Source organism: Mesorhizobium sp. M0816 (assembly GCF_040320005.1).
In the GTDB taxonomy this organism is placed as follows: domain Bacteria; phylum Pseudomonadota; class Alphaproteobacteria; order Rhizobiales; family Rhizobiaceae; genus Mesorhizobium.
Map to the genome: position 1 here is coordinate 103,005 of NZ_JAMYOT010000008.1, position 24,043 is coordinate 127,047.

General features: G+C 63.4%; 20 protein-coding genes. 9 read left to right on the forward strand and 11 right to left on the reverse strand.

Annotation, left to right across the window (positions count from 1 at the left end; genetic code table 11):
• The first annotated feature begins 62 nt into the window (after positions 1–62).
• On the forward strand, positions 63–1,244 hold the full coding sequence (locus tag NKI17_RS14500) for an MFS transporter (protein WP_352572003.1): 1,182 nt from the start codon (positions 63–65) through the stop codon (positions 1,242–1,244).
• Here NKI17_RS14500 and NKI17_RS14505 read toward each other — a convergent pair.
• A complete protein-coding gene (locus tag NKI17_RS14505) occupies positions 1,202–2,113 on the reverse strand; it encodes a LysR family transcriptional regulator (protein ID WP_352572004.1) in 912 nt (303 codons plus the stop codon). The genes NKI17_RS14500 and NKI17_RS14505 overlap by 43 nt on opposite strands.
• A 93-nt stretch (positions 2,114–2,206) precedes the next feature.
• On the opposite strand from NKI17_RS14505, the gene NKI17_RS14510 reads away from it, so the two are divergent.
• On the forward strand, positions 2,207–3,178 hold the full coding sequence (locus NKI17_RS14510) for an SDR family oxidoreductase (protein WP_352572005.1): 972 nt from the start codon (positions 2,207–2,209) through the stop codon (positions 3,176–3,178).
• Between the two features lie 53 nt (positions 3,179–3,231).
• Here the strand turns inward: NKI17_RS14510 and NKI17_RS14515 are convergent, their stop codons facing one another.
• The 6 genes from NKI17_RS14515 to NKI17_RS14540 all read right to left on the reverse strand — a co-directional run bounded on the left by NKI17_RS14515 (position 3,232) and on the right by NKI17_RS14540 (position 11,373).
• Positions 3,232–3,390, reverse strand: a complete 159-nt coding sequence (locus tag NKI17_RS14515) for a DUF3309 family protein (RefSeq protein WP_023678456.1) — start codon at positions 3,388–3,390, stop codon at positions 3,232–3,234.
• Positions 3,391–3,489: 99 nt separating this feature from the next.
• On the reverse strand, positions 3,490–6,666 hold the full coding sequence (locus tag NKI17_RS14520; RefSeq protein ID WP_023678455.1) for an efflux RND transporter permease subunit: 3,177 nt from the start codon (positions 6,664–6,666) through the stop codon (positions 3,490–3,492).
• Positions 6,667–6,668: 2 nt separating this feature from the next.
• Positions 6,669–7,880, reverse strand: coding sequence for an efflux RND transporter periplasmic adaptor subunit (locus NKI17_RS14525; protein WP_352724341.1), 1,212 nt, complete (start codon positions 7,878–7,880; stop codon positions 6,669–6,671).
• 280 nt (positions 7,881–8,160) lie between these two features.
• On the reverse strand, positions 8,161–9,291 hold the full coding sequence (locus NKI17_RS14530) for a patatin-like phospholipase family protein (protein WP_352572011.1): 1,131 nt from the start codon (positions 9,289–9,291) through the stop codon (positions 8,161–8,163).
• Positions 9,292–9,317: 26 nt separating this feature from the next.
• A complete protein-coding gene (locus NKI17_RS14535) occupies positions 9,318–10,100 on the reverse strand; it encodes a 3-hydroxybutyrate dehydrogenase (RefSeq protein ID WP_352696842.1) in 783 nt (260 codons plus the stop codon).
• Positions 10,101–10,284: 184 nt separating this feature from the next.
• Entirely contained in the window at positions 10,285–11,373 is a 1,089-nt protein-coding gene (locus tag NKI17_RS14540) for a citrate synthase/methylcitrate synthase (protein ID WP_352634177.1), read from the reverse strand.
• 92 nt (positions 11,374–11,465) lie between these two features.
• Here NKI17_RS14540 and NKI17_RS14545 point away from each other — a divergent pair, with 92 nt between their 5' ends.
• The gene (locus NKI17_RS14545) at positions 11,466–12,614 is read left to right on the forward strand and encodes a citrate/2-methylcitrate synthase (protein ID WP_352634179.1); all 1,149 of its coding nucleotides are present in this window, start codon (positions 11,466–11,468) and stop codon (positions 12,612–12,614) included.
• A gap of 66 nt (positions 12,615–12,680) precedes the next feature.
• On the opposite strand, the gene phaR is transcribed toward NKI17_RS14545, so the two are convergent.
• Positions 12,681–13,289 carry a polyhydroxyalkanoate synthesis repressor PhaR gene (gene phaR, locus NKI17_RS14550; protein ID WP_352454871.1) on the reverse strand — a complete coding sequence of 203 codons (609 nt, stop codon included), beginning with the start codon at positions 13,287–13,289 and terminating at the stop codon, positions 12,681–12,683.
• Between the two features lie 278 nt (positions 13,290–13,567).
• Between phaR and NKI17_RS14555 the strand changes: the two genes are divergently transcribed.
• The 6 genes from NKI17_RS14555 to NKI17_RS14580 all read left to right on the forward strand — a co-directional run bounded on the left by NKI17_RS14555 (position 13,568) and on the right by NKI17_RS14580 (position 21,550).
• Positions 13,568–14,755, forward strand: coding sequence for an acetyl-CoA C-acetyltransferase (locus tag NKI17_RS14555; RefSeq protein ID WP_352696845.1), 1,188 nt, complete (start codon positions 13,568–13,570; stop codon positions 14,753–14,755).
• 94 nt (positions 14,756–14,849) lie between these two features.
• Positions 14,850–15,575: an acetoacetyl-CoA reductase gene (phbB, locus tag NKI17_RS14560; protein ID WP_023678447.1), complete on the forward strand. Its 726-nt coding sequence runs from the start codon at positions 14,850–14,852 to the stop codon at positions 15,573–15,575.
• 731 nt (positions 15,576–16,306) lie between these two features.
• Positions 16,307–19,714 carry a helicase-related protein gene (locus NKI17_RS14565; protein WP_352906209.1) on the forward strand — a complete coding sequence of 1,136 codons (3,408 nt, stop codon included), beginning with the start codon at positions 16,307–16,309 and terminating at the stop codon, positions 19,712–19,714.
• Between the two features lie 12 nt (positions 19,715–19,726).
• Positions 19,727–20,113: an RNA-binding S4 domain-containing protein gene (locus tag NKI17_RS14570; protein WP_023680553.1), complete on the forward strand. Its 387-nt coding sequence runs from the start codon at positions 19,727–19,729 to the stop codon at positions 20,111–20,113.
• 148 nt (positions 20,114–20,261) lie between these two features.
• Positions 20,262–20,600, forward strand: a complete 339-nt coding sequence (fdxA, locus tag NKI17_RS14575; RefSeq protein ID WP_023680554.1) for a ferredoxin FdxA — start codon at positions 20,262–20,264, stop codon at positions 20,598–20,600.
• 368 nt (positions 20,601–20,968) lie between these two features.
• Positions 20,969–21,550, forward strand: a complete 582-nt coding sequence (locus tag NKI17_RS14580; protein WP_006327799.1) for a CarD family transcriptional regulator — start codon at positions 20,969–20,971, stop codon at positions 21,548–21,550.
• Positions 21,551–21,628: 78 nt separating this feature from the next.
• Here the strand turns inward: NKI17_RS14580 and NKI17_RS14585 are convergent, their stop codons facing one another.
• The 3 genes from NKI17_RS14585 to NKI17_RS14595 all read right to left on the reverse strand — a co-directional run bounded on the left by NKI17_RS14585 (position 21,629) and on the right by NKI17_RS14595 (position 23,972).
• Positions 21,629–22,399 (reverse strand): amino acid ABC transporter ATP-binding protein, encoded by a 771-nt coding sequence (locus NKI17_RS14585; RefSeq protein WP_352452513.1) that lies wholly within the window; start codon positions 22,397–22,399, stop codon positions 21,629–21,631.
• A complete protein-coding gene (locus NKI17_RS14590) occupies positions 22,396–23,076 on the reverse strand; it encodes an ABC transporter permease subunit (protein WP_352796538.1) in 681 nt (226 codons plus the stop codon). The genes NKI17_RS14585 and NKI17_RS14590 overlap by 4 nt, the downstream gene beginning before the upstream one ends.
• Before the next feature lie 122 nt (positions 23,077–23,198).
• Complete coding sequence (locus NKI17_RS14595) at positions 23,199–23,972, reverse strand: amino acid ABC transporter substrate-binding protein (RefSeq protein ID WP_352906212.1); 774 nt, start codon at positions 23,970–23,972, stop codon at positions 23,199–23,201.
• Positions 23,973–24,043: the final 71 nt, after the last annotated feature.

The window sequence follows — 24,043 nt, forward strand, 5'->3', positions numbered from 1 at the left end:
GACTGTGAATTGAATCGATCTAATTTGCCGCGCAACGCCATTTCCGGACCGGATTCTACCCGATGGACGCGCAGAAAATCACGCAGATCGCGATTCGTGGACGCTGGGCAGTGGCCGGCATCTTCCTCTCCAACGGCTTCCTGACCGGCAGTTGGGCGCCGCAGATCCCGGTGTTCCTGACGCGACTCGACATTTCGAAGTTCACGCTCGGCTTGCTGATTCTGTTGTTCGGTGCCGGCGCCGTCACTGCCATGACCTGGTGCGGCCATCTGATCTCGAAGCATGGCTCGCGCACGGTGCTGCGCTGGTTCGGACTTGCCGGCAGCTTCGGCCTTTTGGTTGTGGCTCTGGCCCCCAACGTGCCCCTTGCGGCCGTCGCCATGTTCATCTTCGGCGGTTCGATCGGCGGCATGGACGTCGCCATGAATGCCAACGCAGTGGCAGTCGAACGGCGGCTGTCCCGTGCCATCATGTCGTCCTCGCACGGCTTCTGGAGTCTTGGCGGTTTCGCTGGCGGCGCTTTGGGCGGTTTCGCCATCCAGAACTACGGTCACCTCGCCCATGCGACAGTGGTGACGGCTCTTGCCTTTGCCGTCATCGCCGTCGCGATCCGCTACCTGATCGCCGAGGACAAGCACCCAGTCGCCGAGCATCACAAATTCGCGCTGCCAGCAAACCCGCTGGTCTATCTGGTTGGGCTGATGGCGCTGCTGACGATGATCTCCGAAGGTGCGGTACTCGACTGGGCGGCGCTGTATCTCAGGCAGGAGCTCGGCGCCGATCTTGCCATCGCAGGCCTGGCCTATGCCGCCTTTTCCGGAGTCATGGCCATCATGCGCTTTCTCGGCGATGGCGTCCGCAACCGTTTCGGTGCCGTTACGACATTGCGCGCCTCGGCCCTTGCCGCTGCTGCCGGCATGCTGGTGGCCGGGCTGGCTCCCTCGCCTTGGCTGGCCATTGCCGCCTTCGCCTTTTGCGGCCTCGGCATTGCCAACATGGTGCCGATCATTTTTTCGGCCGGCGGCAACCAGGAGGGCATGGCGTCCGGCACAGGCATGAGCGTCGTCACAACAATGGGTTACTCAGGCATTCTGGTGGCGCCGTCGGCGATCGGCTTCGTCGCCGAGCACTCGAGCTTCGGCCCGATCTTCGTCGCACTCTCCGGGCTGCTGGTCGTCGTGCTGTTGATGGCCGGCCTCGCTCACCGCGCCGAATTCGCTGCCGAGCCTGCACCGGCTGAATAGCGCTTGAACTCTTCGTAGAGGAAATCCGCGACGCGGCGGATGCGCACGCTGGTACGCACGTCGCGGTGCATGGCCAGCCACACCGGCAGCGTCGGCAGCGGGAGACCCGGCAGCACTGTCTCGACCAGCGGATCACGGTCGGCGAGCGGCTCCTGGCCAAAGCCGATGCCGTTTCCCGCCCGCACCGCTTCCCACAGCACGATCTGATTATCGGTCCTGAAGCGGAAGGCATTGCGGGCGAGCGGGACGCCGAACTGGGCAAAGCCGCGAATGATCTCATCGCTGCGGTCGAAGCCGACCAGATCATGGCCGGCAAGATCGCGGGCCTCGCGCGGACGGCCACGCCGGTCCAGATAGGATTTTGCCGCGCAGGCGCGGAGCGGAATGTCGGTCACCTTGCGCGCGACCAGCTCATTCTGCGCCGGCTTGACCATGCGAATGGCGATATCGGCGTCGCGACGCAGCAGATTCTCGACCTGGTTCGAGGCGACGATCTCGACCTCGATGCCCGGCTCCTCGAACCCAAGCCTCGCTGTGATTTCCGGCAGCACATAGGCCGCCACCACTTCGCTGGCGGCAATGCGCACCGTACCCTCGATCGCCTCGACCGATCCCAGCGCCAGCAGCGAAAAGGCGCTCGCCTGCTCGCTCACCGCGCGGCCCCGTTCAAAGAGCGTGCTGCCCGCTTCCGTGAGCGCGTAGCCACGCCGCCCGCGCCGGAAGAGCGTGACACCGAGCGCCTGTTCCAGCTCGGTGATGTGGCGGCCGAGCGTCGGCTGGCTCGCGGCAAGTTTTCGCGCGGCGGCCGACAGGCTGCCGGTCTCCGCCACGGTGACGAAACTCTTGATCAGGTTCCAGTCAATATCCATTCAAAATTGAATATCATATCGCCAATCATAGTCAATTTTCATTCGTTTGCGAAGATACAATATTGGGGTCGTAACGCAACACGGAGACGAACAATGACCACGATCGCAATTCTCGGCGCCAATGGCCGCCTCGGCCGCACGGTCGCCATGGCCTTCCTCGATGCCGGCTACGATGTCCGCGCTGTCACCCGCAGCGGCAAGGTGCCGGCCGAGCTCAAAGGCGCTACGGCGATCGCCGGCGACGCGCTCGACCGTGCTGCGCTGATCCGCGCGACCGAAGGCGTCGATATCATTTTCAACGGCCTCAACCCGCTCTACACCGACTGGAGCAAATGCCTGCCGATGGCCGAGAATGTGATGGCTGCCTGCCGGGCGAACGGCGCGCTGCATCTCTTCCCGGGCACCGTCTACAATTACGGTTCGCAGATGCCGGCGGTGATCGCCGAAGACACGCCGTTTCGCCCGACGACGGAAAAGGGCCGCATCCGCGTCGCCATGGAAGATCTGTTTCGCCGCGAGGCCGACGCGGGTCGGGTGCGCACGATCTTGCTGCGCGCCGGTGATTTCTTCGGTGGTACCGGCAGCGGATCGTGGTTCGATCTGGTTGTTGCCGCCAAGATGACCAAGGGCGTCTATACCGCCCCAGGGCCGGTCGATCTCGTGCATGAATGGGCCTATCTGCGCGACTTGGCCAAGGCCTTCGTCGGGCTGGCTGACAGTCTCGACAAGCTCGGCTCCTACGAGGCGCTGAACTTTCCTGGCCATGCGGTGACCGATCTGGACATCAAGGCGGCCGCGGAGAAGGCGCTCGGACGCACGCTGAAGCTGACGTCGATGCCGTGGTGGGTGCTGCGCGCCGGCAGCCCGTTCGTGGCGATGTGGCGCGAGATCGTTTCGATGTCCTATCTCCGCTTCGAGCCGCACCGGCTGGTTTCGGGCAGGCTGGAAAGCGTTATCGGTACGATCCCGCACACGCCGCTGGAAGATGCAGTGTCGGAAGCGCTTGAGGATATCGGCATCGCCACGATCAAGACGACGCAAAAAGCTGCCCAACAAGGAACTTAAAAAAGGCGGATGGCCTGATGGTCATCCGCCGCTGTTCGGGAGGAAGGTTGCGCTCAGATCCGGCCCATTAACAGCAGCACCAGGACAACGATCAGGATGACGCCGACGATGCCGGATGGTCCGTAACCCCAGGACCGGGAATGCGGCCATGCCGGAACCGCGCCGATCAGAATAAGAATAAGGATAATGATGAGAATGGTGCTGATCGTCATCAGAAAATCCTCGCTTTGAGGTTGCAATGACGGAACAATGCAGAAGGCCGCCCATTGTTCCCGGGCGGCCTTTGCTTGATCAGGATGGCGATCCGGACTCTATTCGGCGGCCTTCGGGAAGGCGATCGCCGGTTCGGCACCCAGATCGGCGTCCAGGCCTTTCGACGGGATTTCGGCCTTTCGACGCCCCAACAGGCGACTGAACCAGCCACGACGCGCACCGGGTTTGACCTTGGCGCGAGTAAACACCATCAGCATCGACGGCGTCACCACCAGCGTCAGCACGGTGGCGAAGGACAGCCCGAAGACGATCGCCGAAGACAGCGAAATCCACCATTGCGTCGACGGCGCGTTGATCGTCGTCTCGTGATGGAAGATTTCGAGGCCGAGGCCGAAAGCAATCGGCAGCACGCCGAGGATCGCCGACACCGCCGTCAGCACCACCGGACGGGCACGTTCGCGGCAGGTCTGCAGAACGGCTTCGTATTTGTCCCAGCCCTCTTCGCGCAACCGGTCATAGGTGTCGATCAGCACGATGTTGTTGTTCACCACCACCCCGGCCAGCGCGATGACACCGATGCCCGACATGACGATGCCGAATGCCTCTCCCGTCAGCAGCAGCCCGAGGAACACGCCGATCGTCGCCATGACCACGCAGGACAGCACCAGCCAGACGCTGGTGAACTTGTTGAACTGCGCCAGAAGCACGATGAAGATCAGGAAGATCGCCGCACCGAAGGCTTTGCTGAGGAAGGCACCGGCCTCTGCGCTGTCCTCATTCGAACCGGCAAGCTTCCAGCGAATGCCGCTGCCGAGGTTCATGTCGGCGACAGCTTTGGTGACCTCCTGCTGGACGGCAGCCACCTGGGCGCCGGCAGCGACGTTGGCCTGGACGACGACCGTTCGCGCACCGTCGATGCGGTTGAGGATACCGACCGTCGGCTCCGGCTTGCGCACGACGAAGTTCGAGATCGGCACCGAGCCTTGAGCGGTCTGCACCCTGAGTTCGTCGAGCGTCGACAGCGTGCGCCGATCCTCGGGCAGGCGCAGCCTGATGTCGACTGCATCGTCGGCGCCAGCGGGCCGGTATTCGCTGAGCTTCAGCCCGTTGGTCACCAGTTGCACCACCGTTCCGACCGCAGTCGGGCTGATGCCGTACTGCGCCGCCTTGGCGCGATCGACCTCGAGCGCCCAGTCGACGCCGGGCGGCGCCAGGCCGTCGGAAATATCGATGACGCCGGGCACCTTGGCTATGCGCGCGGCGACGGCGCGGGCCTTGTCGTCAAGGCCCTTCGGATCGACGGCCGAAAGCCTGATCTGGATCGGCTTGCCGGTAGGCGGGCCGGCTTCCGGCACGCGAACCTCGACGTCGACACCGGGAATGCCGGCCATAACGCCGCGCAGTTCGTCCAGGATTGAGTTCGCCGATTTACGCTCGCGCCAGTCGACGAATTCGTACTGGATCACGCCAACCACGTCTTCCGGAACATCCTGGCCGCCGCCCTGCGTCTTGCCGACACGGGTATAGACAGACTTCACGCCCGGCCAACCGAGCAGTCGATTTTCCGCGGTCTTGGTGGCCGCGTCCATTTCGGCAAGCGAAAGATTGCCGCGGGCGTGGACATAGAGCAGGCCGTAGTCAGGCTCGACATTCGGGAAGAATTCGACGCCGGCACCGAATTTCGAATAGGCGTAGCCGACGCCGAACAACAGCGCCACAGTGAGGACAAGCACGGTGATGGGATAATGCACCGCCTGCTTGACCACGGCCATGTACCAGCCGTCGCGATTGTCGTCGGGGTGATGGGCCGGCGCCTTGGCAAATATCGCGCCCAGCGTCGGCGCGAAGACCAGCGCATAGAGCATCGAGGCCGAGAGCGTCACGATCAGCGTGATCGGCATGTATTTCATGAAGTCGCCGATAATGCCCGGCCAGAACAACAGCGGCGAGAAGGCGGCAATGCGCGTCATCGTCGCCGCGATGACCGGGCCGGCCATGCGCTTGGCGGCAAGCGCGAACGCTTGCTCCTTCGGCATGCCCTCGCTCATGCGTCGCTCGGCGAATTCGGTGACGATGATGGCGTCGTCGACCAGCATGCCGACCGCCAGGATGAGGCTGAACAGCACGATCATGTTGATCGTGTAGCCCATCATTGCCAGCAACAGGATGCCGATCAGGAAGGACGAGGGGATGGCCAATCCGATCAGCAGCGAGGCACGGCCAGACAGCGCGTAGAGAATGACGATGAACACCAGGATGACGGCGATCATCACGTGGTTCTGCAGGTCGCCGAGCAACTGGTTCACGAAGACGGACTTGTCTTGCGTGTAGGTGACGTGCATGCCCTCCGGCATCGTCTTGATGAAGGCGTCGGACACCTCCCTGACCTTGCCAATCGTATCGATCAGGTTGGAGCCGATGCGCTTCTTCACCTCGATGGCGATCGCCGGCTTGCCGTCGAGGCGGGTGACCGTCTCGGCGTCCTTGAATGTGGAGCGGATGGTGGCAATGTCCTTGGCCTGCACCACCGCATTGGGGCCGGCGACGACCGGCAGCGCCGCCACATCCTCTGGCGTCTCGATAAGCGAGGGCACCTTGACCGCGTATTTGCCCTCGGATCCTTCGATGTTGCCGGCGGCGACAAGACTGTTGGAAGCGCCGACCGCACCGATCAACTGGTCGAGCTGCAGCCCGTAGGAAGACAGCTTCATCGGATCGATGACAACTTCGACGAGGTCGTCGCGCGCACCCTGCAGCGAGCCCTCGAGCACGCCAGGCACTTCCTCGATGCGGTCGCGCAGCTCGCGCGCCGCCGCCGTCAGCACGCGCTCGGGCACCTCGCCCGACAGCGTCACGACCAGGACGGGGAACTCGGAGATGTTGACCTCGGAGACCACGGGCTCCTCAGCCGCTTGCGGCAGGTCGGCCTTGCCGTCCTGCACCTTGCTGCGCGTGTCCTGCAGCGCGGTGGCGAGATCCGTCTGTGGCTGGAATTCGACCAGCACATAACCGCCGCCCTGGAAGGCGGCCGAGCGCATCTCCTTGAGGCCTTTCAGGCTCTTCAGCTTGGCTTCCATCGGCCGCAGCAGGAGGCGCTCGGAGTCTTCCGGCGAGATGCCCTGGTAGATCAGGCTGACATACATCATCGGAATCGGAACATCCGGTTCCGCTTCCTTCGGCGTCGACTGGTAGGCGACCGCACCGGCAAGGATGAGAAAGACCAGGACCGCAATGGTCAGCCGGGCATTGCTGATAGCAAGTTTGACGATGTCCATGATTACTGCGTCCCGGCCGTCGCTTCGCCCAACAGCTTTTGAATGGTCGCCTGGTCGGCTGCGACCGGCTTGACCACCTCGCCTTCCTTCACCAGCTCCTGGCCGGCGACGATAATGCGGGCGTCGGCCGCAATGCCGCCGAGCACCAGGCCGGTTGGCGTGTCGTCGACTAGATCGATCGGGAAGAACACGACCTTGTCGTCCTTGTCGACGGCGCGGATGCCGAGGTCGCCCTTGTCGCCGAGCGTCACCACCGATCGCGGCAGCATCACGGCGTCGGTCGGCTGGGCGCTGAGCGCAATTTCTGCCGTCATGCCGGCCGGTACGGACCCATCGGCATTGGGGATAGCGACTTCAACCCGAAAGGTACGGGTTGCCGAAGATGCATCCCGGCTGATGTAGCGCACCGTACCCTTGACGGTCTGGCCACTGACCAGGCGCACATTGGCTTCGTCACCGATCTTCAGATAGCCGAGATCGCGTTCGCTGACTTCGCCGCGTGCGATCACCGGATCGAGCTTGAGAATGGTCGCCACCTCGCCGCCCTGCATGACGGAACTGCCAAGCTCCACCGGCACCCGGTCGATGACGCCGTCGAAGGGCGCCTTCACCTCGTTGCGGTCGAGCTCGGCTTGCGCTGCGTCCAGTTGCGACTTGGCCAGCGTCAGGTTGGAACGGGCCGTATCGAGCTGCAGCTTGGGCAGATTGCCGGTTTTCATCAGCCGCAGGGCCGCAGCCAGCTCGGCCTCACGTTGCACGACAAGCTGCTTGGCGTTGTCGACCGCCGAGATCTTTTCCTCGGCGGCAAGCATCAGGATGAGGTCGCCGGTCTTGACGTGCTGACCCTGCTTGACCGGCAGCTTGTCGATGACGCCGGCGACGCGTGTCGCCAGGACGGCGCGCTTATCGGCTTCGGTCAGTCCGGAAATGCGGATAGCGCGTGCATAGGTGCGCCGCGGCGGGGTTATGACCGCGACCGTGCGTAACGGCGCCTTGGGCTGTTCCGCCTCGGCAGTCCCCGGCTTGGCAGCCCCCTGTTTGCCAGTTTGGGGCTTGCCTGCGTCGGCTGCCTTGGGCTGCTCGACCTCTCCTGCCTTGGGCTTGTTGTCGGCGGACGCGCTGCCGACGGACGAGAATTCGCCTGTCGCCATCCAGCCGGCGAACCCGATGAGCACAACAATGGCTGCAAGCTTGTGAAACCTGAATTTCGGCATCGTCATTTTTTCCAGTGCGCGGGGTTCGGCCAGGCCGCATCTTCTACTTGGGGCGCGTCGCCGATATGGGTGCGCGCGAGGCCGTATTCAAATTGCCGTGATCGGCGAAGCGCGCTTCTACCTCAAAGTTGCATCGCAATATAGTCAGAAAAGTTGATGGGTTGTTGCTTTGTCCGCAAAGATGCGGCTGCAGCATCGGCTGTTGATCGCCAAAACAGCGGTATGGCAGCAAGTGTCAGGATGATTGACGGATTGCGAATGCCATCTGCTTGCGAAGCAGCTAGGCCGGACGGCGGGCGGCCTCGGGCTGCTTGCGCGCCGCAAGAAATTCCTTGACCCGCCGGCCCGGCGCCGGCCCGCGCACCGGCTTCAAGCCGTCGTCGAGTTCGCCGGACAGATCGATCGTCGGCCGCTTGCCGACGGCGTCATAATTTTCTTCCAGCCAATCACTGGCTGCGGTGCGGCCGAGGTCGCGCAGATAGGCAAGGAACGCCCATTCGGCATTGACCTTGGATGATGCCGACAGATCCTTGAACGCTTCGTCGGCATCGATGCGGTGCATGCGGATGTCGCGATATTCGCCGTGCGGCAATCGGCCGGCGGCGATCAGTTCCTTGACGAAGGCGATCGAGCGGAATTCGCGCAACAGCCCGGCATTGAAGGTGATCTCGTCGATGCGGTTCTGGATCTCATTGGCGCTCTTCGGCGTTCCCTCGCGGACCACCGGATTGATCTGCACCAAAAGCACGTCCTCGGTGGCCGCCGTCTTGAAGAACGGGAACAGTGCCGGGTTGCCGCCATAACCGCCATCCCAATAGGGCACGCCCTTGATCTCGACGGCACGGAACAATTGCGGCAAGCAGGCCGACGCCATCACCGTGTCGAGGTCGATCTCGCCGTCCGAGAAGACCCGCAACTGGCCGGTCTCGACATTGGTAGCGGAAATGAACAGTTCCATCGACTTGCAGGCGCGCACATTGTCGAAATCGATCTCACGTTCGACCACGTCGCGCAGCGGATTGATGGCGAGCGGATTGGCGACATAGGGCGAAAATACCCGAGACATCGTATCGAACAGGAAATAGCCGGGCGTGTTCTCGATCGACCAATTGCCCCAGGCGACGTCCCAAGGCATGCGCTGTACCGGGCTGAAGCGGCCCTTTGCCGCCACCGCACGCCAGAAATCGTCGAGCTTCCGCCGCGCGCCCTCGACACCGCCGCGGACAAAGCCGTCGGCCAGCGCCACGGCATTCATGGCGCCGGCGCTGGTGCCCGAAACCGCCGTTATGTCGAGGCGCCCGTCCTCGAGCAGCCGATCGAGCACGCCCCAGGAAAACGCCCCGTGCGAACCGCCGCCTTGCAGCGCGACATTGATCTTCTTTGGCTCTTCCGCCTTGCCATTTTTCGGCATGGCGTGGCCCTTGACCGCTGGAAGCCTCACTGAGCGGTCCAGCCGCCATCGACAGAGATGTGCGCGCCGTTGATCTGCGCCGCCGCATCCGAGCATAGGAACACCGCGGCCGCCGCAACCTGCTCGACGGTGACGAACTCCTTGGTAGGCTGCTTTTCGAGCATGACCTCACGGACCACCGTCTCGCGGTCCATCTTGTTGGCCTTCATCTGGTCGGGGATCTGCGCCTCGACCAGCGGCGTCAACACATAGCCGGGACAAATGGCATTGCAGGTGATCTTGTCGCGCGCCAGCTCCAGGGCGACCGTCTTGGTCAGGCCCAGAATGCCATGCTTGGCCGAGACATAGGCCGATTTGAACGGCGAGGCGACAAGGCCGTGGGCCGAGGCGACGTTGACGATCCGGCCGCCACCGGCCTGTTTCATCAACGGGATGGCGGCTGCGATGGTGTGGAAGGCCGATGACAGGTTGATGGCGATGATCGTATCCCATTTCTCGATCGGGAAGCTTTCGACCGGCGCGACATGCTGGATGCCGGCGTTGTTGACCAGGATGTCGACCGAGCCGAATGCCTCGGCTGCCTTCGCCACCAAAGTCCGGCACTCGGCCGGCTTCGACATATCGGCCTTGACGTAGACGGTCTTCACCTGGTGGTGCTTCGCGATTGCGTCGGCGATGGCGTGATCGTCGGCGGTGTCGGAAAAGGAATTGACGACGACGTTGCAGCCTTCGGCCGCGAGCGCGTGAGCAATGGCCAGGCCGATGCCCGAGGTGGAACCGGTGATGATGGCGGTTTTTCTGGCGGTCAAGGCGGCTTTATTCCTTTCGAGGCGGGCTCCCGTGGAACCATGCTGCACTGCAGCATATAGGCTCTCTGTCACCCAAGAACAGCGGATGTGTGGAGCAATGACATGAAATTTTTGTCATGTAGACCTCTCTCGTCCCCTAAGAGAGGTCGTTGCCTCGTTTCGCAAAGCATGCGCTGAAAGCTCGTCAGGCGACGAGGTCCGGCACCGTCCCGATATAGCGCGACTGCGGCCGGATCAGCCGTCCGCTCGTTTGCTGCTCGCGCGCATGGGCAATCCAGCCGGCGACGCGCCCGGCAGCAAAGACATTGGTGAACGCCTCTTTCGGAAAGCCCGCCGCTTCCAGCAGGAGCGCTGTGAAGAACTCGACATTGGTCTGGAGCGAGCGCGACGGCTTGGCGATGAGAAGCACTTCGAGCGCCGCTTGCTCCACGCTTTCGGCAAACGCCAGCCGGTGGCCGGCTTCGCCCTTGGCGCCGAGCTGCCGCACCACCGCTTTCAGCACGTCGGCACGCGGATCGCGCACACGGTAGATGCGATGCCCGAAGCCCATGATGCGGCGGCCACGCGCGATCTCGCCACGCAGCCAGCCGGCGGCGTCGCCATGCGCCTCGATCGCATCCAGCATCTCGATCACCGGACCTGGCGCGCCGCCATGCAGCGGCCCCTTGAGCGCTCCGAGCCCGGCCAGCACCGCCGAAGTAAGCCCGGCCTGCGTCGAAGCGACCACGCGCGCGGCGAAGGTCGATGCGTTGAGGCCGTGGTCGCAAACCGTCACGAGATAGGCATCGAGCGCCTTCGCCAATTTAGGCGAGGCCACAATGCCGGTCAGCATCCGCAGCATGTCGGCTGCATGATCGGCCTTGCTATCGGGCGCAATCGGGCTTTCGCCGCGCTGCAAGCGCAGCAAGGCCGGCGTCAGCACGGCAGGTGCCGCAACCAGCCGCAGCGCGTCCGACAATTTGCCGCCATCCGGCAGCAGGGCAATACCGGCGCGCATCGCGCTGTAGATATCGACGGATGCGAGAAACGGCAGCAAGGGTTTGATCTGCTCGAACACTTCGCTGCGCGCCCGACCGATCGCGTTCGCCAGCTCGCTGCCGTCGGGAAGATCGTCGAAAAAGCCGTCGAACAGCAGATGAACCACCTCGGCGTATTTCCAGCGGCCTGCCAGTTCGGGCAACGAATGGCCCCGGATGGTCAGGCGGCCACCAAGACCGTCAACATCGGAGAGCACCGTTTCCGCCGCCACCACATCATCGAGCCCATTCGCCATTGGTTTTCTCCTTGACCCTTTCCGGGTGGAAGATAAGGGTTGGTGACTCGACCATCAATCTTGATCAACGGAATCAACATGACAAGGCTGACATGACGGAGTGGCTGACGCGGGACGAAGCCCTGGAGCGTCTCAAGGTGCGAGCCCAGACCCTCTATGCCTATGTCAGCCGCGGACGCATCGGCGTGCGGCCGGACCGGGCGGATCCACGCCGCAGCCAGTATCGCGCCGACGATATCGCGGCGCTGGCGAGCCGCCGGGCTCGTGGCCGAAATCCCCAGGCAATCGCCGAAAGTGCAATTGCCTGGGGTGAGCCGGCGATCGCCACCACGATCTCGACCGTTTTGCATGGCCGCCTTGTCTATCGCGGCCAGGATGCGGTTGCTCTCTGCGAGGCTGCCACGCTGGAGCAGACGGCAAACCTGCTTTGGGCATCTGGCGCACCAGTGTCGTTCGTCTCGGCGAGCCGCCATGACAACGGCGCAACTGGCCGGCCGGCTGCCTTCGCGGAATTGGCCGCGTTGGCGGCCAACGGCCGGCCTTCGCTCGGCCGAAGATCGGCTTCGCTCAACCACGATGCGGCCGGCGCCATCGCCGCTTTGGCCCAGGCGCTCGGCGCGAATCCCGGAACTGGTGCCGTGCACGAAAGGCTGGCGCGGGGATGGTCGCTCGATGCGGCCGGCGCAGACTTGATCCGTCGCTCACTGGTACTGTTGGCCGATCACGAATTGAACGCATCGACCTTCGCCGCGCGGGTCGCCGCGTCCACCGGTGCACCTGTTTCGGCCTGCCTGCTTGCCGGCCTCGCCACGCTCTCCGGTCCGCGTCATGGCGGCGCCGCGGAGGCGGTCATGATGCTGGCGGAAGATGCGCAGAGATTGGGGCCGGATGCGGCTGTCGGACGCTGGCTCGGTCACGACAGGCCGCTGCCCGGATTTGGCCATCCGCTTTATCCCGACGGCGATCCGCGTGCGGAACCGTTGCTGGCCGCGATAGATGTCGATGATGGGCTGTTACGGCTTTGCGATGCGGCCTTTGCGGCAACGGGCATGCGCCCGAACGTCGATTTCGCTTTGGCCGCGCTGACGCGCGGTCTCCGTTTGCCGTCCGATGCGCCGTTCCGCCTGTTCGCGCTCGGCCGCAGCGTCGGCTGGGCCGCGCATGCCGTGGAGCAGGTGACAAGCAACGGCCTGATCCGGCCACGCGCCCGCTACCAGGGGCCGCTGCCGGAGCAGCTCTAGCCGCGCTGTTTGCGAAGTCTCAGCGGCGCCTGAGCGAAGGTTCGACGCGGCGCCTCGCCCCGGCAATCACGACATGGTGTCGAGCTTGCGCTGCATCGCGGCGATCTGCTCCTTCAGCTCCTGAAGGTCGTCGGGTTTTTCCGGCGTTTCCTTCCTGGCCGGTTCGGCCGGCGCTGCTGCCGGCGCCGAGCCCGCGGACGGGAACGGCGTGAACAGCCGCATGGCGTTCTGGAACATTTCCATGTTGCGCCGCGTCTGCTCCTCCAGCACCTTGATCGGCGTAGCGATCTTCATCATGTCCATCGGCGACTTGCCGAGGGCATCTTTCATCTGCTCGCGAAAGCGCTCCTGCTCCTTCGAGAAGGCCAGCATCGACTGCTCGAGAAAGCTCGGCACGATCATCTGCATCTGGTCGCCATAATAGGCGATGAGCTGACGCAGGAACGGGATCGGCAGCATGTTCTGCCCGTCCTTGTTCTCCAGCTCGAAGATGATCTGGGTCAGTACCGGATGCGTGATGTCGTCACCGGTCTTGGCGTCCTGGACAGTAAAGTCCTCGCCTCTTTTGACCATTTCAGCGAGATCCTCGAGCGTCACATAGGTGCTGGTGCCCGTATTGTAGAGACGGCGATTGGCATATTTCTTGATAACAATAGGTTCGTCTTTTGCGGCCATCTGCATCCTCCCCGGACACCGGGCAGCTTAAGTAAGCCGCCGGTAACGATTGCGCCTTTTTAAAGGATATGCGCAAAAGCGTCATGAATCCAAGCAGTTTGTGCAGTGCGGGAACATTTTATGCTGCGCAGCACGGATGGGCCGCCGTTGCAGCGACGGGCGGCATGCTTGCGGCAGTGGGACGCCATGCCCATTTCGGGTTTGACTCGGGTTGTGGAAAGGGCAAGAAAAGTCCCCGACGGCACCCGAAATCGTTCCCCGAAAGCCTGGAGAAGAACATGTCCGCTTCCAACGCCATCGTTGTCGCCAGTGCAGCACGCACGCCCGTCGGCTCCTTCAACGGCGCTTTCGCCAACACCCCAGCCCATGAATTGGGTGCCGTCGCCGTCAGGGAAGCGCTGGTCCGTGCCGGCGTCGACGGCAAGGAGGTGGACGAGGTCATCCTCGGCCAGATCCTGACCGCGGCTCAAGGACAGAACCCGGCGCGGCAGGCGGCTATGGCCGCCGGCGTGCCGCAGGAGGCGACCTCCTGGGGCCTGAACCAGCTCTGCGGCTCCGGCTTGCGCGCCATCGCGCTCGGCATGCAGCAGATCGCCCAGGGCGATGCAAAAATCATCGTTGCCGGCGGCCAGGAATCGATGTCAATGGCTCCGCATGCGCAACATCTGCGCGGTGGCGTCAAGATGGGCGATTTCAAGCTGATCGACACCATGATCAAGGACGGCCTGACCGATGCCTTCTATGGCTATCATATGGGCAACACCGCTGAGAACGTCGCCCGCCAGTTCCAGATCACCCGCGACGACCAGGACCAGTTCGCACTGGCTTCCCAGAACAAGGCCGAGGCCGCGCAGAAAGCCGGGAAATTCAAGGACGAGATCGTTGCCTTTACAGTCAAGGGCAGGAAGGGCGACACCGTAGTCGACCAGGATGAATACATCCGCCACGGCGCGACAATCGATGCCATGACCAAGCTCAAGCCCGCCTTCGACAAGGAAGGCACGGTGACTGCTGCCAATGCTTCCGGCATCAACGACGGCGCCGCCGCCGTGGTGCTGATGACCGAAGCGGAAGCCGCAAGGCGCGGCATCACACCGCTGGTGCGTATCGTTTCCTGGGCGACCGCCGGTGTCGACCCGCAGATCATGGGGACGGGACCGATCCCCTCCTCGCGCAAGGCGCTGGCCAAGGCCGGCTGGTCGGTTGGCGACCTCGATCTGGTCGAAGCCAACGAGGCCTTTGCCGCGCAGGCCTGCGCCGTCAACAAGGACATGGGCTGGGATCCGGCCATCGTCAACGTCAATGGCGGCGCCATCGCCATCGGCCATCCGGTCGGCGCCTCGGGCGCCCGCATCTTCAACACGCTGGTCTACGAGATGCGCCGCAGAAGTGCCAGGAAAGGCCTTGCCACGCTGTGCATCGGCGGCGGCATGGGTGTTGCCATGTGCGTGGAAGCAATGGGATGAATGGCAAATTGTGAATGGTGAATGGAAGATCGGAGGGCTTACGCAATAATCATTCCCCATTCCCCATTCACCATTCACTCTGGGAGGGAAACGCATGACAAAGGTTGCAATCGTCACAGGCGGGTCGCGCGGCATCGGCGCGGCGATATCGGTCGCCTTGAAAAGCGCCGGCTATTCGGTCGCCGCAAACTACGCCGGCAATGAAGAAGCGGCGGCAAAGTTCAAGGCCGCGACCGGCATCCCGGTCTATAAATGGTCCGTCGCCGACTACGAGGCCTGCGCCGCCGGCATCAAACAGATCGAAGCCGATCTCGGTCCCGTCTCGGTGCTGGTCAACAATGCCGGCATCACTCGTGACGCGATGTTCCACAAGATGACGCGCGAGCAATGGAAAGAGGTCCTCGACACCAACCTTTCCGGCGTCTTCAACATGACGCATCCGTTGTGGGGCGGCATGCGCGACCGCAAGTTCGGTCGCATCATCACCATCTCCTCGATCAACGGCCAGAAAGGCCAGGTCGGCCAGGTCAATTATTCGGCCTCGAAGGCCGGCGATATCGGCTTCACCAAGGCACTGGCCCAGGAAGGCGCGCGCGCCGGCATCACCGTCAACGTCATTTGCCCTGGCTACATCGCCACCGAGATGGTCAAGGCAATGGACGAGAAGGTCCTCAACGAGCGCGTCATCCCGCACATCCCGGTCGGCCGTCTCGGCGAGCCGGAGGAAATCGCGCGCTGCGTCGTCTTCCTCGCTTCCGACGATGCCGGTTTCATCACCGGCTCGACCATATCAGCCAATGGCGGCCAGTACATCGCCTGATCGTTTATCTTTACGTTGAGACAGATACGCGCTTGGACGAACGGGCCTGCAAAACGGCCCGTTTCTATAGCGGTCTTCCCGTTGCAAGATCTCGATGCGGCACGCTGCCCCAATCCGGCACGCAAAGGTTAACGGCCGCTGCGCAGCCTATGCAAAAACCGCCCGGCAGCCTGTGGATTCTCGGTGGAAAAGCTGTTCACAACACAACATGCAGCGGTGAACAAACCAAGAAACTTCGGCTATCTCTGATTCGTCGCCGATTCGTTCCGGCTTTGAGCGGAACGTTAACGGCGAGAGCTGAAAACACCCTCGAAATGATTGAAGCGCGTTAGGAAACATCAATAATTTCATAATGTTGTGCGAAGCAGATTGGCCAGCCACGACCATTCACCGGCAAAGGTTAACCGCAGTGCTCGCTTGGATGCCACTTGCATAAATCGGGCCAGTTTCCGTGATTCAGCATGTGGTGAGACTCGCCGACAGAAAACCCAGATGTAGCCGTGAACAAACCCTGAATCAGCGCGAGTCAGTGATTCGTCGCTGATTCGTTCCAGACTCGTTCCAACTGTTAATCGGGAACAGATTTTCTGGCTTCGAACCAACCAATCGGCCTGCCCTCGGCATATTCCGCTTTCGCTTCGCGCCCGAAATCCCTATGTGTCGCCTGTCATACGCGGCCAATATGGGCGCGCTCCCGACAATGCGAGGCAGAGAGCCTTATTTCCAGGCCGATGAACATCTATCCGAAACACACTGAACCGCTGATCCTGTCGGGTCGAGACGTGACGGCCGTGCTCGGCCCGACCAATACCGGCAAGACCCATCTCGCGATCGAGCGCATGGTGGCGCACGAAAGCGGCGTCATCGGCCTGCCGCTCAGGCTGCTTGCCCGCGAGGTCTATACGCGCGTCTGCGAGAAGGTCGGCGCCCATAAGGTGGCGCTCATCACCGGCGAGGAAAAGATCCAGCCGGCGGGCGCGAAATACTCGGTCTGCACCGTGGAAGCGATGCCGCGCGAGACCGACGCCGCCTTCGTTGCCATCGACGAGGTCCAGCTCGCCGGCGATCTCGAACGCGGACACATCTTCACCGATCGCATCCTGCATCTGCGCGGCCGCCAGGAGACGCTGCTGCTCGGCGCCGCCACCATGCACGGCATTCTGCAGCGCCTGCTGCGGGGCGTGTCGGTAGTGACGCGACCACGCCTGTCGCATCTTGCCTATGTCGGCTCGAAGAAGCTGACCCGCCTGCCGCGGCGCACCGCGATCGTCGCCTTCTCGGCCGACGAGGTCTATGCCATCGCCGAGCTGATCCGCCGCCAGCAGGGCGGTGCCGCCGTCGTGCTCGGCGCACTCAGCCCGCGCACCCGCAACGCCCAGGTGGCGCTGTTCCAGTCGGGCGACGTCGACTACCTCGTCGCCACCGACGCCATCGGCATGGGCCTCAACCTCGACCTCGACCACGTTGCCTTCGCCCAGAATCGCAAATTCGACGGTTACCAGTACCGCAACCTGACGGCGGCCGAGCTCGGCCAGATTGCCGGCCGCGCCGGCCGGCATCTGCGCGACGGCACCTTCGGCGTCACCGGCCAGGTCGATCCGCTGGATGATGAACTGGTCAACAAGATCGAGGCGCATGATTTCGATCCGGTGAAAGTGCTGCAGTGGCGTACCGCGCATTTCGATTTCGCCAGCCTCGATGCGCTGAAGCGCTCGATTGAGACCAACGCCCCGGTAGAAGGCCTGACGCGCGCACTGCCGGCAGTAGACGCGCAGGCGCTCGAGCATCTGTCGCGCGACGAGGACGTCCGGGCACTCACCACCGATGCCAGACGCGTGGCGCTGCTGTGGGAAGCCTGCGCGCTGCCCGACTACAGGAAGATCGCGCCGGCCCAGCACGCCGACTTGATCGCCTCCATCTACATGGACCTTGCCAGGCACGGCCATGTCGACGAGAACTACATGGCCGAGCAGGTGCGCCGTGCCGACACCACTGAAGGCGACATCGACACGCTGTCGCACAGGATTGCCCAGATCCGCACATGGACCTTCGTCTCCAACCGGCCCGGCTGGCTGGCCGATCGGGCACACTGGCAGGAAAAGACGCGCGAAATCGAAGACAGATTGTCGGATGCGCTGCATGAGCGGTTGACGAAACGTTTTGTAGACCGCAGGACTTCCGTCCTCATGCGGCGCCTTAGAGAAAACACGATGCCTGAAGCCGAAATCAGCCCAACCGGAACCGTCCTCGTCGAAGGCCATCACGTCGGCGAGCTGCAGGGTTTCCGCTTCACCGCCGACCAGAGCGCCGGCGGCGAGGATGCCAAGGCGGTGCGGGCGGCGGCGCAGAAGGCGCTTGCCGCCGAGTTCGAAGCGCGGGCCGAGCGGTTCGGCGCCTCTGCCAATGGCGACATTGCGCTGGGTTCGGATGGCACGCTGCGCTGGATCGGCGCGCCGATCGGCACGCTGGTTGCCGGCGAAGACGCTTTGAAGCCGCGTCTCGTTCTGCTCGCCGACGAGCAACTCACCGGCCCGGCACGCGACAAGGTTGCGGCGCGCGCCGAGCGCTTCGTCAACTTCCAGATCGAATCCCTGCTGAAGCCGCTGGTCGACCTCAAGAATGCGGAGCAGATCACCGGCATCGGCCGCGGCATTGCTTTCCAGCTCGTCGAGCATTTCGGCCTCATCAACCGTCGCGACATCGCCGACGAGATGAAATCCCTCGACCAGGAAGGCCGCGCGGCGCTTCGCCGTCTCGGAGTGCGCTTCGGCGCCTACCATGTCTTCGTGCCGGCGCTGATCAAACCGGCGCCGGCGGGGCTGATAACGCTGCTGTGGGCGCTGAGAAACGACGGCAAGAACAAGCCCGGCTTCGGCGATGTCGTTCACGCACTGGCCTCCGGCCGCACCTCGGTGGTCATCGATCCGACCTTCGACAAGACCTTCTACAAGCTTGCCGGCTACCGCAATCTTGGCCGGCGTGCTGTACGCGTCGATATTCTCGAACGGCTGGCCGACCTGATCCGGCCGGCGACCAACTGGAAGCCGGGCCTCGGCCCTCGCCCCGACGGCGCCTATGACGGTCAGTCCTTCATGGTGACGCCGCCGATGATGTCGATTCTCGGCGCCACCGCCGACGACATGGAAGAAATCCTGAAGGGACTCGGCTATCGCGCCGATGCCAAACCGGCGGCCGAGGTCAAGGCGCGGCTCGAAGCACAGGACAATGCCGCGCGTGAAGCTGCCGCTGCAAAGCAGGCGGCGGAAGAGGCTGCGCGAGTCGAGCAGGCGAGGATGGCGGAAGCATCTGCCGCGGCAGAGCCGCCGGCGGAGGCTTCGGAACCTGTGTCGGATGCGGCTCCTGTTGCGGAGGCGGCGGCCGAAGCTGTGACCGAAGCGACGGCAGAGCCTGTCGCGGAAGCTCCAGCCCCTGAAGCTGCGGCAGAAGTCACGCAAGAGACCCGGCCCGCCGCGGAGGCGACTGCTGAAGCGCCTGCGGAACCAGCGGCCGAGCCAAGGGCGGAACTTGGGGCGGAAACTGAGGCTGCGGCATCGGCAGAACCGCCGGTTTCCGACACTACGGAAGCATCGCCGGCCGAACCTGCAGCGACGGCGGAAGCCGTCTCCGGCGAAGCTGCTCCAGAAGCGGAGGAGCCAAAACCTGTCCTGTTATGGCGGCAGGGTCGTTTCGACCAGCGCCCGCGTCATCGCCAGCATGACAACCGCCCCCGGGACAATCATCGGGACAATCGCGCGCGCAATGGTCAAGCTGGGCCGGACAGCCGCAGCGATGCGCCGGCAGATGCCGGCGGGCAACCGACGCCGGGCGACCGGCCCGCCCGTCAGGGGCGCCACGACCAGCGCGACGGCGCCGGCAAGCCGCGCTTCGATCGCAGCAAGTTCAAGCCCAGGCCGCAAGGCGAGGCGGCAGAACAGCGCGCCGGCAAGCCGCAAGGTGAACGCCCGGACCGGCGCGAAAACCGGCCCGACTGGAAGGCTGGCCGACAGGACGGCAAAGGCGGCGCCCAAGGCGCAAAGCCCGCCTTCCAGCCAAAGCCGCGTGAGGAACGCCCGGTCCGCTTCGATCCGGACTCGCCCTTCGCCAAGCTCGCCGCGTTGCGCGACCAGCTGAAGAAGTAGGCTGCTCGTCCAATGGTCACTGATGCCCGCCAGCGCATCGACAAGTGGCTGTTCTTCTCGCGCGCGGTAAAATCGCGCACGCTGGCAGCCAAGCTGGTCGTCGCCGGACGCGTCCGCATCAATCGCGACAAAGCAGCGCAGGCCTCCGATACGGTCCGGCCGGGCGACGTTTTGACCATCACGCTGGAGCGGCGGATCTTCGTCTGGAAAGTCCTTGGCACCGGCGTACGGCGTGGCCCGGCCGAAGAGGCCCGCCTACTCTACGAGGACATGTCGCCGCCCCCCGCGCCCAAGGGCGAGGCGCTTCCGGATGCGGTGCCGCCGTTGCGCGAGGCCGGCAGCGGTCGCCCGACGAAGAAGGAACGCCGCCAGACCGACCACCTGCTCGGCGACGATTGAGCAAGGTCGAACGCCCGCTTTGCCGGCCTTCCGGAATTCCATTCCGGAAACCGCGGCACCGCTGGCAGGGGCCGCCCTTGCCACCAGCGGACAAAGGCGTTACCTCACCAAAAAAGCCCAATAAAATGGGACGTCCCGGAGCCGACCAATGACCTATGTCGTGACCGACAATTGCATAAAATGCAAATACATGGACTGCATCGAGGTCTGTCCGGTCGACTGCTTCTACGAAGGTGAGAACATGCTCGTCATCCACCCGGACGAGTGCATCGATTGCGGCGTCTGTGAACCGGAATGCCCGGCCGACGCGATCAAGCCCGACACCGAGTCGGGCCTCGACAAATGGCTGCAGATCAACACCGAATATGCCGACAAATGGCCCAACATCACCGCCAAGAAGGAGCCGCCGGCCGACGCTAAAAATTTCGATGGCGAAACTGGCAAGTTCGAGAAATATTTCTCCGCCGAGCCCGGCGAAGGCGACTGACGAGCCTGCCGGCTGCGGCGGCCTGACGCCGCGTAACAGACGTGATACATTAACTGCCTTGACAGGCGGCGACGGCGCGTGGCCTTCGCGCGTGCAGCAAAACCTTGATTCTTCCGACTTTTTGTGTTATATCAACCAAACATGCCGGTGACACAACGTCGATTTATGGCGCAAACGCCCCAAATCACTGAAAGGTGAATTTCTCAATCCGGACCAGAGCGATCTGGGGCAGGCGGTCGCAATGTTGCGATTTGCCGGTCCTGGCCTTTCCGGTGAGTTCATCGTTGTGTGGCTAAGGACCGGTCACCCCGGTCGCACGAGTTCGGGCCGGCACGATGCCGGTACCACAACAAGGAGTTCAGGGCGTAATGGCAACGATCACCCCGCAGAAGAAGTCCACCGCAGCGCGCCACGGTTTCAAGACCGGCGAGTACATCGTCTATCCGGCGCATGGTGTCGGCCAGATCGTCTCGATCGATGAGCAGGAAGTCGCGGGCCACAAGCTGGAGCTGTTCGTCATCGACTTCCAGAAGGACAAGATGCGCCTCAAGGTGCCGGTCGCCAAGGCGACCTCGATCGGCATGCGCAAGCTGTCGGAAGAGGATTATGTCGAGCGCGCGCTGAAGGTCGTGCAGGGCCGCGCCCGCGTCAAGCGCACCATGTGGTCACGCCGCGCCCAGGAATATGATGCCAAGATCAACTCCGGCGATCTGATCTCGATCTCGGAAGTGGTGCGCGACCTTTACCGCGCCGATAACCAGCCGGAGCAGTCCTATTCCGAGCGCCAGCTCTACGAGGCGGCGCTTGACCGCATGGCCCGCGAGATCGCGGCCGTCAACCGCATGTCGGAGACCGAAGCGGTGCGCCTCATCGAGGTGAACCTCAACAAGGGCCCGAAGCGCGGCGCCAAGGCCGACAACGAGGAAGCCGAGCAGGAAGAAGCCGCCTGAGCTTTTTTGCTTTCGAATTCAGAAAAACCCGGCCTTGCGCCGGGTTTTTTTGTCTTAGCTGACCGGCGACGGGCATATCTAACCTTCGCCGCCCTCCCTTTCCGCCTCGTGCTTCAGCGTGGCAATGAACCGCTTGGTCCGCTGGCGTTCCGGGTTGCTGAACAGCACCGCGGCCGGGCCTTGTTCGACGATGTTGCCGGCATCGAGGAACACCACTTCCCGCGCGATCTTGGAGGCGAGCCGCAGGTCATGCGTCGCCATCACCATGGTCGTGCCCTCGCTGGCGAGCTTGCCGAGCACGTCGACCACCTCCTGCGCCAGTTCCGGATCGAGTGCCGAGGTCGGCTCGTCGCAGAGCAGGACCTTCGGCGAAGGCGCCAGCGCCCGGGCAATCGCCACGCGCTGCTGCTGGCCACCTGACAGCGTCGCCGGCCAGGCGTCGGCCTTGTGCGCCATGCCGACCTTTTCGAGCAGGGCCAGCGCCCGTTCGCGCGCCCTTTCCTTGGGCCATTTCAGCACCGTCACCAGCCCCTCCATGATGTTCTCGATCGCGGTGCGATGCGGAAACAACTGGAAATTCTGGAACACCATGCCGGTCTGCAGCCGCAGTCGCTGGATATCCCTGGTCGAGACCCTGCCGCCGGGGTGGAATTCGAGTGCATCGTCGCCGATCCGTACCGTGCCTGAAGTCGGCAGCTCGAGCAGGTTGATGCAGCGCAAAAGCGTGCTCTTCCCTCCGCCCGACGGCCCGACAAGCGCCGTGACGCTGCCTTCCTCGATGGTGACGGTGACGCCCTTCAGCACCAAATTGTCGCCGAAACGCTTTTCGATGTTGGTGAGGCCGATCATGCGCGCGCCTCCAGGAAGCCGCCATAACGGTTGAGCCGCGTTTCCAGCCGCGCCTGCAAGGCCGACAGCACGGAGCTCATGACCAGATAGAGGGCCGCTGCCTCGACATAGAGGATCAGCGGCTCATAGGTGGTGGCGACGACGCGCTGCGCTGCCTGGAACATCTCCGGCACGGTGATGGCGGCGGCGAGCGAAGTGTCCTTGACCAGCGAGATGAAGGTGTTGGACAGCGGCGGCACGGCGACGCGCCCCGCCTGTGGAAGAATGGTGCGCCGCATTGCCTGGGCCCAGGTCATGCCGATCGAATAGGCCGCTTCCCACTGGCCCTTGGGCACCGAACCGATGACGGCGCGGATGATTTCCGACGAATAAGCACCGATGTTCAAGGTGAAGCCGATCAGTGCTGCCGGAAAGGCGTCGAGCAGGATGCCGACCGATGGCAGGCCGTAGAAGATAAGGAACAGTTGCACGAGAAGCGGCGTGCCGCGGAATATCCAGACGTAGAAGCGGACCACGGCGACCAGCGGTTTGGGACCGAACAGCCGGACAAGCGCCACAACCAGGCCTAGGACAAGACCGAATGCAAACGACAGCAGCGTCAACGGCACGGTGAAGATCAGTGCAGCCCACAGCAGCGTAGGCAGGGATTCCAGCATCAATTGCAGCCAGTGCGGCACGAAGGCTCCTCCTTGCCAGATTGCCGTCGCTCATATCACGCGAAAGCGGCGGGCCGTCAAAAGACAGCTCGCCGCGATATGAACGACGCGGGCCGGCGTTCGGCCCACACGAGAAAGCCGTTTTACTTCGAAACGTCCTGGCCGAAATAGGTGTCGGCGATTTTCTGGTAGGTGCCGTCGGCCTTGATGTCGGCCAGCGCCTTATTGATGGCGGCCACCAGTTCCGGATCGCCCTTGCGTACGATGACGCCGGAATAGTCGGCGTTTTCTTCCTGCGCGGCAATCTTCACATTGGCGTCGGGCTTGTGCTTCTTGAAGTCGAGGAAGGACAGGCTGTCGTTGATGGTGGCGTCGGCGCGGCCGGTAAGAAGCAGCTGGATCGACTGGTCGAAGCCGTCGGTGCCGACGAGCTCGGCGCCGTTGGTTTCAGCCAGCTTGCCGAAATTCGAGGTCAGCGACTGCGCCGCCTTCTTGCCCTTGAGATCGGCGAAACCCTTGATGTCGGTGTTGTCGCCGCGCACGATCAGCACCGCCTTGGAGGCGATGTAAGGATCGGAGAAATCATATTTGGCCTTGCGCGCCTCGGTGATGCCGACCTCGTTGATGACGGCATCGTAGCGGTTGGCATCGAGACCGGCGATCAGCCCGTCCCATTTGCCTTCGAGGAACTGGGCCTTGACGCCGAGGCGCTCGGCGATGGCCCGCGCGATCTCGACGTCGAAGCCGACCAGCGCGCCGGAAGCATCATGATAGGTGAAGGGCGCATAGGTTCCTTCCGTGCCGACCTTGAAGACGCCGGCCTGCTTGATCTGGTCGAGATTGGCGCCGGCATGACTGGCGGCGACGGCCAGAACCTGCAGCGTTCCGGCGATCATGAGCGATTTGAGCCATTTCATTTTTCTGTGATCCCGTCCTTGGCCGATGTCCGGCGTCATTGCGAGTGCCGGAAAATGACAGATGCGCGATG